Source organism: Paraburkholderia sp., assembly GCF_028283785.1.
GTDB lineage: Bacteria > Pseudomonadota > Gammaproteobacteria > Burkholderiales > Burkholderiaceae > Paraburkholderia.
The window spans coordinates 326,493-339,540 of record NZ_JAPWKB010000019.1 but is presented as its reverse complement, the minus strand read 5'-3'; the positions used below and the strand labels follow the sequence as shown (position 1 = coordinate 339,540).

Sequence of the window (13,048 nt, the reverse complement as noted above, 5' to 3'; positions counted from 1 at the left end):
CAAACATCAACCCGCCGCCGACACCGCCGCGCGCCGACGCTTCAGCACATAGCCCGCCCACATCACGACGAGCCACACCGGCACCAGCCACACCGACACCGACAACCCCGGCGTCATCGCGAGAATCACGAGGATCATCGCCATGAACGCGAGGCAGATCCAGTTGCTGACCGGAAACCACAACGAGCGGAACACCAGCGGCGCCGGTTGCGCCTCCATCGCTCGACGCGACTTCAGATGCGTCAGGCTGATCAGCGCCCAGTTCAGCACCAGCGCCGCGACCACCAGCGCCATCAGGATATCGAGCGCTTCGGCCGGAATCAGATAATTGACGATCACGCATGCGAACGTCGCGAGCGCCGACAGGCCGATCGCCATATACGGCACGCCGCGCCGGTCCAGCTTCATCAGCGCGCGCGGCGCGTTGCCCTGCTCCGCGAGGCCGTACAGCATCCGGCTGTTCGCGTACACGCAACTGTTGTAGACCGACAGCGCAGCCGTCAGCACGACCAGATTCAGCACATGCGCGGCCAGCGTCGAGCCGATCTGCGAAAAAATCATCACGAACGGACTGCCGCCCGCCGCCACGTGACTCCACGGATACAGCGACAGCAACACCACCAGCGAGCAGATGTAGAAAATCAGGATCCGGTAGATCACCTGATTCACCGCTTTCGGGATGCTTTTAGCCGGGTCGTCGGCTTCGGCGGCGGTGATCCCGATCAGCTCCAGTCCGCCGAACGAGAACATGATTACCGCGAGCATCATGAACAGGCCGCGAAAGCCGTGCGGAAAGAATCCGCCGTCGCGCCAGAGATTCGTGATCGACGCCTGCGGGCCGCCGTGTCCGCTGATCAGCAGATAGCCGCCGAACACGATCATCCCGATCACCGCGACCACCTTGACGATCGCGAACCAGAATTCGGTTTCGCCGTACGCCTTCACGTTGGACAGATTGATCGCGTTGATCGCGACGAAGCACACCAGCGCCGACAGCCACGACGGCACGCCCGGCCACCAGTAATGCACGTAGGTACCCACTGCCGTCAGTTCGGCCATCGCCACCAGCACGTACAGCACCCAGTAGTTCCAGCCCGACAGGAAGCCCGGAAAGTCGCCCCAGTACTTGTACGCAAAATGGCTGAACGAACCGGCCACCGGCTCCTGCGCGACCATCTCGCCGAGCTGGCGCATGATCAGAAAAGCGATGAACCCGCCGATCGCATAGCCGAGAATCATCGACGGACCGGCCGCCTTCAATACGCTTGCCGACCCCAGAAACAGTCCCGTGCCGATCGCGCCGCCAAGCGCGATCAACTGGATATGACGGTTTTTCAGCCCTCGCTTCAAACCGTCGTGCTGCTCGTTATTCAACGTTGCCCCCAAATTGTAAATTTCAGTCGTCCCGACCGATGCGCGCCGCCGCTTTGACCGCCGTTCGGTCACGCGCAGCCCGCCGTTCGCGGACGAGGCCGGGATTTTACCCTGCTCGCCGTCGCGTTTTAACGCGTCCGCGATGCGTGCGCCAATGTGCGCCGCCCCGCGAACGTGACCGGTTTCGCGTTGTCACTGGCGCGCCGCCTGGGTATGTTGGCTGTCCAACACCGATCTTCTGGAGACTCCCATGATGCGAACCGGTCTGCGCCTTGCCGTGAGCCTTTGTCTCGCCGTCGCGGCAGCCGTCGCTCATGCGCAGACAGCCGGCACGCCGGAAGCCCCTCAGGTGCCCGATATGCAGATCGGCGCATCGGAAGCCGCCGCGCCGGACGCGCCCACGCCCGCAGCCGACGCCGCGCCGCCGCCGCAAGCCGGACCCGCGCCGCACGTCGCGCCGCCGCTGGTCGCCGGGCCGGTGCGCAATGTCGTGCTGGTGCACGGCGCCTTCGTCGACGGATCGAGCTGGAACGGGGTGGTCGCGTTGTTGCAGAAAAAGGGCTTTCGCGTGAGCGCGGTGCAAAATCCGCTGACGTCGCTGGAAGACGACGTCGCCGCGACGCGCCGCGTGCTGGCGCGCCAGGACGGCCCGACCATCCTCGTCGGTCATTCGTGGGGCGGCGTGGTGATCACCGAACTCGGCGACGAGCCGAAGGTCGTCGGTCTGGTCTACGTGGCGGCGATCGCGCCGAACACCGGCGAATCGACGATGGCGCTCCTCAAGCGCGGCGGACCGATGCCCGCCGGCGCCGGCATCAAGCCGGACGACTCAGGCTTCCTGTGGCTCGATCCGTCGAACTACCGGACCGATTTCGCCGGCGATATTCCCGAACGTCTCGCGCGCGTGCTGGCCGCCGCGCAGCAACCGGTTTCCGCGCACGCGTTCGACGAAACCGTCACGCACGTCGGCTGGAAGAGCAAGCCGTCGTGGTACATCGTCACCAGCAAGGATCGCGCGGTCGCGCCGGATTTACAGCGCTACATGGCGAACCGCGCGGGCGCGAATATCATCGAGATTTCGTCGAGCCATCTGGCGCCCGTGTCGCACGCGGCAGCGGTCGCGGCCGTAATCGAACAGGCCGCGAAGATGATCGAGAAACACTGACGTACGCGATAACCCGTTCAGCGCAACATGAACGACATCGCGGACAGACTGTTCAGCACGCGCACCGCGTATTCGACGCAACGCGCGTCGAAGCGCAGCGTCACGCCATCGACACGCGTCAGCGTCGGCCACTGACAGAACAGATCGGCAAGTGCGGTGGTTTGCACGCGTAATTCACATTCGAGCGCGCGTGGCGCAGGCAACCCGGTCGCCGCTTCATCCGCGCCGCCGTTCGCACGATGCGACTCGACCACCTCGCGCGCCGCCGCGGCAATCGCCGCGCAGGCGCGTTCCGGCGTCTGCGTGACACCGCTCGCCTGACCGGTCGCAGTTTTTGTCACGACAAAACGCGCATCCGCAAAGCGCGGCGCTGTTTCTTCGGCGAACACATCGTCGCCGCTCAGCAATGCAACTCGCGCGCCGCGTTCTTCGGCCAGCGCGCCATACAGCCCCGCCTCACCGACGGCCTCGCCGTTCAGCTTCAGTTGCGTGAACGCAAAGCTGTTGATCGTGTGCGAGAGGATGCCGCGACTTTGCGACATCGCGTGATAGCCGATCATGAACACCAGCGCCGGCGCGAATTCCAGCCCCGCCATCATGCCGAGCGTGCGCGGTTTGCCGAGCACGACCTGCACGCGTGAATCGAGTTGATCGGGCAGCAGGTTGCGGAATCCGCCGTGCGAATCGTTGACCCAGACCTCGGTGGCGCCGCCCGCGAACGCGCCTTCGATCGCGGCGTTCGCCTCGTTCGCCATCCAGCGTCGCGCGCGTTCGTATTCGCCGTTGCCCGCGCGCGTCTGCTCGGGATGGAACACGCCTGCGACGCCTTCGATATCGGCGGAAATCAGGATTTTCATGGTGTGGTGGAGCGAAGAATCCGACGAAGAATCAGGCCAGCAGCCGGGCGAGATCCGGTGCGGCGTCGAGTAAGGAAATGCGCCGATGGCCGTCGCGTCCTTCGACGGCCGTGGCGTTCCACAGCGCATCGAGAATCGCCTGTTCGACGCTGTCGGCGCAGGCGTGAAACAGCGGATCGAGCCGCGAATCGGCGAGCAGCGACGGCAGGTTCACGAAGTCGGCGTCGTGCGGCACGGTGTAGGCGGTGCTGAACGCGAGCGCAAGATCGCCGCTGCCGTGGCCGTACGCCGAACCGGTGCGCGCCAGACCGGCGGCCGCACGCATCGACAGACGCTTCAACTGACGTGCGTCGAGCGGCGCATCGGTGGCGACGATCATGATGATCGAACCTTTCTCCGGGTCGTGTTGCGTGACGGCTGACGCCGCCGCCGACACCGCCCCGCGATCGGCCAGCACGCGGCCCACCCGCGTGCCGGCCAGCGTCAGCGTCGGGAGCCGGCCGAAATTCGCCAGCACCAGCGCGCCGACCGTGAACGCGCGTCCCGCCGACGTCGCGATCCGCGACGCCGAGCCGATCCCGCCTTTCAGATCGAAGCACGACATCCCGCGCCCCGCCCCCACCGATCCACGCGTCACGTCGGCGCTCGCCGCCTGCGACGCAAGCCGGTAGTGATCGCCGGTCACGGCCATCGCCTGAAGGTCGTTCAGATAGCCGTCGTTGCATTCGAACACGAGCGGATTCACTGTCGACCAGTCGCGCCCGACCTGCGGATTCGCGTCGGTTGCCGCGCGAATCTGCGCCTGCGCGACAGCGCCGACGCCAAACGTGTTGGTCAGCGCGATCGGCGTATCGAACACGCCGAGTTCCTCGACCTGCACGAGGCCGATGCTCTTGCCGAAGCCGTTGATCACCGTTGCGGCCGCCGGCGTGCGATGCCGGTACGGATCGCGCGCATGCGGATGAATCACGGTCACGCCGGTTTGCACGGCGCCACCGGCGTCCGCGCCGAGCGTGCAATGCCCGACCGTCACGCCGTCGACATCGGCAATCGTGCCGCGCGCGCCGGCCGGAAAATCGCCGATGTGCGGCGGCGGCGTCGAGGGCGTGCTCATGGCCGGTCGAGCTTCGGATCGAGCGCGTCGCGCAAGCCGTCGCCGAGCAGGTTGAACGCCAGCACGGTCAGGAAGATCGCGAGACTCGGGAACAGCGCGATATGCGGCGCCGTCACCATGTCGGCGCGCGCTTCGTTGAGCATCGCGCCCCACTCCGGCGTCGGCGGTTGCGCGCCCAGACCGAGGAACGACAGACTCGCCGCGGTGATGATCGACGTGCCGATGCGCATCGTGAAGTACACGACCACCGACGAAATCGTCCCCGGCAAAATATGACGGACGATGATGGTCCAGTCCGACGCGCCGATGCTGCGCGCCGCTTCGATATACGTCAGTTGCTTGAGCATCAGCGTATTGCCGCGCACGAGCCGCGCAAAGGCCGGAATGCTGAAGATCGCCACCGCGCAGACCACGTTGACCATGCCGTTACCGAGAATCGCCACCACGCCGATCGCGAGCAGAATGCCGGGGAACGCGAACAGCACGTCGGCGACCCGCATCGTGATGCGGTCCCACCAGCCTTCGTAGTAGCCGGCCAGCAAACCGAAGAACGTGCCGATCACCGCGCCCAATGCAACCGACAGGAAACCCGCCGCCAGCGAGATCCGCGTACCGGCCATGATGCGGCTGAAAATATCGCGTCCGAGCGAATCGACGCCGAACCAGTGCGCCGCCGACGGCGCGGCATTCAGCGCGTCGTAGTCGAAGTAGTTTTCCGGATCGTACGGAACGACATGCGGGGCGATCACGGCGATCACCACCAGCAGCAGCACGAAGATGCCCGCGGCCAGCGCGACGTGCTGCTTGCGGAACTTGCGCCAGAACTCGCTCCACGGCGTGCGGATCGCGCGTTCGGCGGCGGGTGCGGGACTGGCGGACGGCGCCGCATTCGCCTGTGGATTGGTCGTGCTCATGCGGGCCTCACTTGAAACGGATGGTCGGGTTGATCACGGCGTACAGCACGTCCACGATCAGGTTGATAACGATGAATTCCAGCGAAAACAGCAGCACTTCGGCCTGAATCACCGGATAGTCGCGCATCGCCACGGCATCGACCAGCAGGCGTCCGAGGCCCGGCCAGTTGAACACCACCTCGACGACGATCGAGCCGCCGAGCAGAAAACCGAATTGCAGTCCCATCATCGTGACGACGGGAATCATTGCGTTGCGCAGGCAGTGTTTGACCACCACCCATTGCTCGGGCACGCCCTTCGCGCGCGCGGTGCGCACGAAGTCTTCGCCGAGCACTTCGACGAACGACGCCCGCGTGAAGCGCGCCATCACCGCCGCGACTGCCGCGCCGAGCGTGATCGACGGCAGCACGTAGCTCTTCCACGTACCGTCGCCGACGATCGGCAGCCAGCCGAGCTTCACCGAGAACACTTCCATCAGCAGCATGCCGAGCGCGAACGCCGGAAACGAAATGCCCGACACGGCGATGGTCATGCCCAGCCGGTCGGGCCACTGATTGCGCCACACCGCCGACACGATGCCGATCGCCATCCCGAACACCACCGCCCACGCCATGCTCACCAGCGTGAGCAGCAGCGTCGGCATGAAGCGTTCGCCGATCTCGACGCTGACCGGCCGCTTGCTGCGCGTCGAAGTGCCGAAATCGCCGTGCGCGATCCGCACGAAGAAGTGGCCGAACTGCTGCGGCAGCGGCTTGTCGAGACCGAGATCGGCGCGCACCAGCGCGACCGTCGCTTCGTCGGCTTCGGGGCCGGCGGCGAGTCGCGCGGGATCGCCCGGCAACAGATGGACGAACAGGAACACCAGCACGGCGACGATCAACAGCGTCGGCAGCAGGCCCATCAGACGTTTGACGAGAAAATTCAGCATGGAAACCAGTCAGGCGGTGAGGCAAGCGCGGCAGCGTCCCGTCGAAGGGCCGCCGCCGCGCCACGCATTGCTTGGGTACGTGAAACGCGACGAAGAACAGCAGACGCCGTGAATTACTTGACCGCGATCTCGTCGAAATTGAACGAGCCGTCCGGCGCGACATACGCACCCGACAGACGCTTGCTGCGCGCATACACGACCTTTTCCTTCACGAGGAAAATCCACGGCGCATCGGTCCAGATGCGCTTTTGCGCGTCGGCGTACAGCGCGGCCTTTTGCGTGCGGTCGGTGGTTTCGAGCGCCTTCGACAGATCGGCATCGACCGTGTCGTTCTTGTAGTACGCGGTGTTGACCATCTTCGGCGGGAACGACGCCGACGCGAGCAGCGGCGAGATTGCCCAATCCGCTTCGCCGGTCGACGACGACCAGCCGATGTAGTACATCCGCACCGGCGCGGTCGCCGGATCCTGCGCGCTCTCGACCTTCGCGACACGCTGACCGGCTTCGAGCGCTTCGACCTGCGCCTTGATGCCGACCTGCGCGAGCTGCTGCTGGACGAACTGGATCACCTTCTGCGCGGTCGAGTAGTTATAGGCCGACCACAGCGTCGTTTCGAAACCGTCCGGATAGCCCGCTTCCTTCAGCAGTGCGCGCGCCTTGGCCGGGTCGTACGGCCACGGGCCGAGCTTCGTCGCGAAATCGACGCCTTCGGGCACCACGCCGTCGGCCGGGGTCGCATAACCGGAGAACGCGACCTTCGCGAGCGCTTCCTTGTTGATCGCGTAGTTCAGCGCCTCGCGCACCTTCGGGTTGTCGAACGGCTTCTTCGTGGTGTTCAGGCTGATATAGCGTTCGATGATCGACGGCGCGGCGATCAGATCGACCTTCGGCGCGCTCTTCAGCAAAGAGGCCTGTTCATACGGCACCTGGAAGGCGAAGTCGGCCTCGCCGGTGTTCATCAGCGCGGCGCGGGTGTTGTTGTCCACCACCGGCTTCCAGTCGATCGCATCGACCTTCGGATAGCCCTTCTTCCAGTAGCCCGCGAACTTCTTCACGGTCAGGTCGCCCGCCGGGTCCCACTTGACGAGTTCGAACGGGCCGGTGCCGACCGGATGAAACGCAATGTCCTTGCCGTACTTCTTCATCGCAGCGGGCGAGATCATCACCGCCGACGGATGCGCGAGCACGTTGACGAATGCGGAGAACGGCGTCTTCAGCGTCACCTTGACCGTGTACGGATCGACCACTTCGGTCTTCTCGATACGGCTGAACATGTTGTAGCGCTTGAGCTTGTTCGCCGGGTCCGTGACGCGGTCGAAGTTCGCCTTCACGGCCGCCGCGTTGAAGTCGGTGCCGTCGTGGAACTTCACGCCCTGGCGCAGCTTGAACGTGTAAATGCGCGCATCGGCGCTGGCTTCGAAGCTGGTGGCCAGCACGTTCGTCAACTTCATGTCCTTGTCGAAGCCGAACAGGCCTTGATAAAACGATTTGGACACAGCTTGCGACAGCGTGTCGTTCGCGTCGTACGGATCGAGCGTCGTGAACGTCGATGCGACCGCCATCACGACATTCGAGTCGGCGACAGCCGCGCCGCTCGCGAGCATCGAGAAGGCGAGCGCGCCGCTGGCCAGCAGCGTGCGCAAACGGAACGGGGAAGACAGGACATGCAGATTCATCTGACGGTGCTCCAGGCTACGGGTAAATGAGAGGCGTGTTGCTTCGGGTCTGATCGTTGTATTGCGTGACGGTGTTGGCGCGGCGCGGTTCAGTACGCGCCGCCGATCCGATGTTGCGCGACGAAGTGATCCGGTCCGACCGCGATCAGCGGCGCGACGACCGGTTCGTCGTCGAGCGCGCGGATCGGGCTGGGGATTTCGTCGGCGGCGAGCATCCGTTTCGCGTGACGGCGCGACGGATCGGCGACCGGCACCGCGCCCATCAGCTTCTTCGTGTACGGGTGTTGCGGCGCTTCGAACACCGCGCGACGCGGCCCGATCTCGACGATCTGACCGAGGTACATCACCGCGACGCGATGGCTGACGCGTTCGACCACGGCCATATCGTGCGAGATGAACAGATACGCGACGCCGAGTTCGCGTTGCAGATCGAGCATCAGGTTGACGATCTGCGCCTGCACCGACACGTCGAGCGCGGACACGGATTCGTCGGCGATCACGACCTTCGGATTCAGTGCGAGCGCGCGCGCGATTGCGATCCGCTGACGCTGGCCGCCGGAAAACTCGTGCGGATAGCGACGCGCCGCTTCGGGCGGCAAGCCGACCTTATCGAGCAGCCACGCAACCCGCCGCTGCGCCTCTTCGCCTTGCGCGACGCCGTGCACCAGCAGCGGCTCCATGATCGAGAAGCCCACCGTCAGACGCGGATTGAGCGACGCGAACGGGTCCTGAAAAACAAACTGGATATCGCGACGCAGCGTTTGCAGCGCCGGACCGGTCAGCGCGCTGATGTCCTTGCCGTCGAATTCGATCGAGCCGCTCTGGCTTTCGACCAGTCGCAGTAACGAGCGGCCGGTGGTGGATTTGCCGCAACCCGATTCGCCGACCAGCGCCAGCGTCTCGCCCGGACGCAAATCGAAACTGACGCGTTCGACCGCGTGCACGCGGCCCGTCACACGGCCGAACAGACCGCTCTTGACCGGGAAGCGCGTGACCAGATCGCGCACGCGCAGGATCGGCGGCGTGCTGTCGGCAATCGACGGTTGCGGTTCGTGCGCGACCGCTTCGGCGGGACGCACGGGCGCGTCGGTGCCGTCGGTGCCGGCGGTTTCGGCATCCCTGCCTGCGTCGCTATTGGCGGCGGCCTGTTCGACGGTCAGGATCGGAAACCTGGCAGGCGCATCGGTGCCTTGCATCGCGCCCAGACGCGGCACCGCCGCCAGCAGCGCTTTGGTGTACGGATGCGACGGCGCGGCGAACAGCGTGTCGGATGCGCCCTCCTCGACCTTCTCGCCGCGATACATTACCAGCACGCGATCCGCCACTTCCGCGACCACGCCCATGTCGTGCGTGATGAAGATCACGCCCATGTTCATCTCGTCCTGCAAGCCGCGAATCAGTTGCAGAATCTGCGCCTGAATCGTCACGTCGAGCGCGGTGGTGGGTTCGTCGGCGATCAGCAGCGCGGGCTTGCACGACAGCGCCATCGCGATCATCACGCGTTGACGCATGCCGCCCGACAGTTGATGCGGAAACCGCGCCGCGACCCGGCGCGCTTCCGGAATCCGCACCAGTTCGAGCAGACGCAAGGTCTCCGCGCGCGCGGCCGACCGACTCTTGTTCTGATGCAACGCGATCGCCTCGCTGATCTGGTCGCCGACCGTGAAGACCGGATTGAGCGACGTCATCGGCTCCTGAAAGATCATCGCGATATCGGCGCCGCGAATCGAGCGCATCGTGCCCGACGACGCGCGCGCGAGATCGAGCACGTTGCCGTCGCGACGACGGAACGCGATGGTGCCGCCCGCGACGCGGCCGCCGCCGTGTTCGATCAGCCGCATCAACGCGAGCGACGTCACCGATTTGCCCGAACCGGATTCGCCGACGATCGCCAGCGTCTCGCCGCGATCGACGGTCAACGACAGGTTTCGGACCGCGTTGAACGACGCGTCGCCGCGGCGAAACGCGATCGACAGATCGTCCACCGCCAGCACGCGTTGCGGCGGCAAGCTTTCGATGAGTGAGGTGTTCGCGCTTTTCGAGCGGTTGTGCGATGAAATCGGCACGATCAATTCCTTTAAATCAGACACGGTGATGCGTTCGTTTCCGGCGCGTGTGGCGATGCGCTTCGTTGACCTGCGACGCGTTAGCGATAGATCGCCGTGACCGGCGCTTCGCCCACGCGAGCGAAGCCGCGATACATCCCTTCGGTGTTGAACGGCAGCGTGACGTTGCCTTTCGCATCGACGGCGATCAGGCCGCCCCGTCCGTCGATACGCGGCAGGCGGTTCATCACGACATCGGCGGCGGCCTCTTCGACCGACACGCCGCGATACGCCATTTGCGCGGCGACGTCGTACGCCGCGACCATGCGCATGAACATTTCGCCCGATCCGGTTGCGGACACCGCGCAGGTTGCGTCGTCCGCGTAGCAGCCCGCGCCGATCAACGGCGTATCGCCGACCCGGCCGACCTGCTTGTTGGTGACGCCGCCCGTCGAGGTGGCGGCGGCGAGATGGCCGTGCGCATCGAGCGCAACCGCGCCGACCGTGCCGAACTTGCGGTTCGGATCGATCGGCTCGTGCGGCGTCGGATCGTCGGTTTTTCCGGCTTCGAGCGCCGCGCCGTCGTGATCGAGCATCGCGCGTTGCTGGCCGCGCGCGAGCAGCCATTGACGATGGCGCGCGTCGGTATGGAAGTACGACGGATCGACGAACGCGAGCCCTTGCGCGGCGGCGAACGCCTCGGCGCCTTCGCCGGTGAACATCACGTGTTCGCTGGCTTCGAGCACGCGTCGCGCGGCGAGGATCGGGTTCTTCACGCGCTTCACGCAGCAGATCGCGCCGGCGTCGAGCGTGCGGCCGTCCATGATCGACGCGTCGAGTTCGTGCGTGCCTTCAGCGGTGAACACCGCGCCGTGTCCTGCGTTGAAGAGCGGGCAATTTTCGAGCAGGCGCACAGCTTCGCTGACCGCGTCGAGTGCGCTGCCGCCGTCGGCGAGCACGCGTTGTCCGGCGGCGAGCACGTCATGCAGCGCCCGGTGATAGTTGGCTTCGGCATCGGGCGTCATCGACGCGCGCAGGATCGTGCCGGCGCCGCCGTGAATTGCGATGACGGCGGAAGGCGACGCGTTGGGTACGGCTGAGGAATTCATCGTTTGGCTTTGCTGGTTTTCGGAGTGCGCGGCGCACGGACGGCGGGCGCGTTCGACGCGGAATGGGGAGCGGACGAGGGATCGGTGAGCCACGGCAACACGAAGGCCGTCATCTCGGCGGCGGCCTTGACCGAGCGCGTCGTGCGAAACGCGACGGCGTCGCACAGCGCTTCGATCACGGCGAGCACCGCCGCATCCGAGTTGGCCGCGAGGCGGCGTTCGGCGCGCACGCACAGCGTGAGGTCGGCGAACTGCGCGAGCGGCGAGTTGACGCTGTCGGTAAGCGCGAGGACGCGTGCGCCGAGACTGGCCGCGCGGCGCGCGAGTTCGATGGTGTCGTCGACATAGCGGGGAAACGCGATGCCGATCACGAGGTCGTCCTGTCCGGCGCTGAACAGGCGTCGCGCCGCGTGGGTCGGACCGCCGATCAACGCGAGCGACTGCACGTTGGCGTGATACGGCGTCAGTCCGTGTTCCATCAGACCGGCGAGAAACGCGCTTGCGCCCGCGCCCAGCACAAACACGCGACGCGCGGCGACGATGGCATCGACCGCGGCTTCGGCGGCGGCGCTATCGATCGCCGCGCGGGTCGAGCGCAGGTTGACGGCCGCCTGTTCGAGCGACGCGCCGAGCAGTTCGTCGCCGCTGGCTGGCGATTCCTGCGCGGTACGCAGGCGTTCGACCGGCGCGAGGGTCGCCTCGAAGCCGCGGACGAGCGCATCGCGAAACGCCGGATAGCCGTCGAAGCCGAGCGCGCGGGCGAAGCGGTTCGCCGTTGCAACCGACGCGCCGACCGCCGACGCGAGCTCATCGATACGCATCGTGGCAGCACGGAACAGGTTTGCCTGGACGTACTCGCCCATCCGACGATGGATCGGGGTGAGGGTTGGCATGGCGGCAGCGAGGCGCGCTGCGATGGCCTGTTCGGCGGGTGTTTTGGACATGTCGGTTGGGCGCTGGCTGGGGCCGGGGTTTGGGTTTTTTGCCTTCGGCTGGTTTGCGGTTTGGGTGAAAGTATATTTACATGGAAAGAATGTTTGACCAATTTGTTTTCATTGGGGGTAGGGTTTGTACTAGGGGTTTGGGGTTGGGTTGGATGGTGTTCGTTGGTTGTCCCGGGTTCGCGGTGGTTTGCCTGGTTTTGCTCGCTTTGTCCCGGGTTCGCGACGGTATGCCTGGTTTTGCTCGCTTTGTCCCGTTTTCGCGTCAGTCTGCCTGGATCGTCCCTGTGCGGGACCGCACCTACTTTTCTTTGCTCGCGCAAAGAAAAGTAGGCAAAAGAAAGCGCGTTTACACCGCCTCTTCGTAGCGAGTGGCGTCTACTGACTTTCGGGTAGTGGACCGCGCACGTTTGGAGTTGCCGGTCCGTTTTTCCCGGTGGTCCGCGCCGGCACATCCCGCCCGCTCCGCGGCGGTAGCCCAGTTCAAAAACCCATTTTCGCCACGTCGTTTGCCCGCCGCTTCGACGGTTCCGACGCCCAACTCAGAACCCGGTTTGCGTCGCACCGTTTGCACGCCGTTTCGACGGTTCCAGCGCCCCGACCAAAGCGCGGTTTGCATCAGACTATTCGTCCGTTTTCACGATGGTTGCTACGGCCTGATTGGCCTGGAATCTTGCGCGCGAGAACAGACCGGCGCATGCCAGGAAAATGGGTGTTGGGACCGACGGAGTGCAGCGCGCGGATGGCGCCAAGAGATAAAGACGGGGCTGTGCCCGTCGGCTGTCGCGGAGCGGACAGCCGGAACGAATGACTGCCTTGTCACCAAGACATGTGGCGCGGCAACTCAAATCGTGCGCGGACCACTACCCGAAAGTCAGTAGACGCCACTCGCTACGGAGTGGCGGTGTAAACGCGCTTTCTTTTG

The 13,048-nt window shown here is 65.3% G+C and carries 10 protein-coding genes; 1 reads left to right on the top strand and 9 read right to left on the bottom strand.

Going from position 1 to position 13,048, the window contains the following annotated elements:
- Window positions 1-6: 6 nt before the first annotated feature.
- Window positions 7-1,374: an amino acid permease gene (locus PW947_RS23795; protein WP_299634858.1), complete on the bottom strand. Its 1,368-nt coding sequence runs from the start codon at window positions 1,372-1,374 to the stop codon at window positions 7-9.
- A gap of 250 nt (window positions 1,375-1,624) precedes the next feature.
- Here PW947_RS23795 and PW947_RS23790 point away from each other — a divergent pair, with 250 nt between their 5' ends.
- The gene (locus PW947_RS23790; protein WP_299634857.1) at window positions 1,625-2,539 is read left to right on the top strand and encodes an alpha/beta hydrolase; all 915 of its coding nucleotides are present in this window, start codon (window positions 1,625-1,627) and stop codon (window positions 2,537-2,539) included.
- Between the two features lie 17 nt (window positions 2,540-2,556).
- Here PW947_RS23790 and PW947_RS23785 read toward each other — a convergent pair whose 3' ends face one another.
- The 8 genes from PW947_RS23785 to PW947_RS23750 all read right to left on the bottom strand — a co-directional run bounded on the left by PW947_RS23785 (window position 2,557) and on the right by PW947_RS23750 (window position 12,075).
- The gene (locus PW947_RS23785; protein ID WP_299634856.1) at window positions 2,557-3,396 is read right to left on the bottom strand and encodes a M55 family metallopeptidase; all 840 of its coding nucleotides are present in this window, start codon (window positions 3,394-3,396) and stop codon (window positions 2,557-2,559) included.
- A gap of 31 nt (window positions 3,397-3,427) precedes the next feature.
- Window positions 3,428-4,510: a P1 family peptidase gene (locus tag PW947_RS23780; protein ID WP_299634855.1), complete on the bottom strand. Its 1,083-nt coding sequence runs from the start codon at window positions 4,508-4,510 to the stop codon at window positions 3,428-3,430.
- The gene (gsiD, locus tag PW947_RS23775) at window positions 4,507-5,424 is read right to left on the bottom strand and encodes a glutathione ABC transporter permease GsiD (protein ID WP_299634854.1); all 918 of its coding nucleotides are present in this window, start codon (window positions 5,422-5,424) and stop codon (window positions 4,507-4,509) included. The genes PW947_RS23780 and gsiD overlap by 4 nt, the downstream gene beginning before the upstream one ends.
- A gap of 7 nt (window positions 5,425-5,431) precedes the next feature.
- On the bottom strand, window positions 5,432-6,352 hold the full coding sequence (gene gsiC / locus PW947_RS23770; RefSeq protein ID WP_299634853.1) for a glutathione ABC transporter permease GsiC: 921 nt from the start codon (window positions 6,350-6,352) through the stop codon (window positions 5,432-5,434).
- A gap of 113 nt (window positions 6,353-6,465) precedes the next feature.
- The gene (gsiB, locus tag PW947_RS23765; RefSeq protein ID WP_299634852.1) at window positions 6,466-8,028 is read right to left on the bottom strand and encodes a glutathione ABC transporter substrate-binding protein GsiB; all 1,563 of its coding nucleotides are present in this window, start codon (window positions 8,026-8,028) and stop codon (window positions 6,466-6,468) included.
- Between the two features lie 89 nt (window positions 8,029-8,117).
- Window positions 8,118-10,094: a dipeptide ABC transporter ATP-binding protein gene (locus PW947_RS23760; RefSeq protein ID WP_299634851.1), complete on the bottom strand. Its 1,977-nt coding sequence runs from the start codon at window positions 10,092-10,094 to the stop codon at window positions 8,118-8,120.
- An 80-nt stretch (window positions 10,095-10,174) separates the two neighbouring features.
- The gene (locus tag PW947_RS23755; RefSeq protein WP_299634850.1) at window positions 10,175-11,182 is read right to left on the bottom strand and encodes an isoaspartyl peptidase/L-asparaginase family protein; all 1,008 of its coding nucleotides are present in this window, start codon (window positions 11,180-11,182) and stop codon (window positions 10,175-10,177) included.
- Window positions 11,179-12,075 (bottom strand): MurR/RpiR family transcriptional regulator, encoded by an 897-nt coding sequence (locus tag PW947_RS23750; protein WP_299634848.1) that lies wholly within the window; start codon window positions 12,073-12,075, stop codon window positions 11,179-11,181. The genes PW947_RS23755 and PW947_RS23750 overlap by 4 nt, the downstream gene beginning before the upstream one ends.
- Between the last annotated feature and the right edge of the window lie 973 nt (window positions 12,076-13,048).

Coding starts and splice junctions, on each gene's coding strand:
- PW947_RS23790 (WP_299634857.1), top strand. CDS start 1,625: ATGATGCGAACCGGTCTGCGCCTTGCCGTGAGCCTTTGTCTCGCCGTC.
- PW947_RS23785 (WP_299634856.1), bottom strand. CDS start 3,396: ATGAAAATCCTGATTTCCGCCGATATCGAAGGCGTCGCAGGCGTGTTC.
- PW947_RS23780 (WP_299634855.1), bottom strand. CDS start 4,510: ATGAGCACGCCCTCGACGCCGCCGCCGCACATCGGCGATTTTCCGGCC.
- gsiD (WP_299634854.1), bottom strand. CDS start 5,424: ATGAGCACGACCAATCCACAGGCGAATGCGGCGCCGTCCGCCAGTCCC.
- gsiC (WP_299634853.1), bottom strand. CDS start 6,352: ATGCTGAATTTTCTCGTCAAACGTCTGATGGGCCTGCTGCCGACGCTG.
- gsiB (WP_299634852.1), bottom strand. CDS start 8,028: ATGAATCTGCATGTCCTGTCTTCCCCGTTCCGTTTGCGCACGCTGCTG.
- PW947_RS23755 (WP_299634850.1), bottom strand. CDS start 11,182: ATGAATTCCTCAGCCGTACCCAACGCGTCGCCTTCCGCCGTCATCGCA.
- PW947_RS23750 (WP_299634848.1), bottom strand. CDS start 12,075: ATGCCAACCCTCACCCCGATCCATCGTCGGATGGGCGAGTACGTCCAG.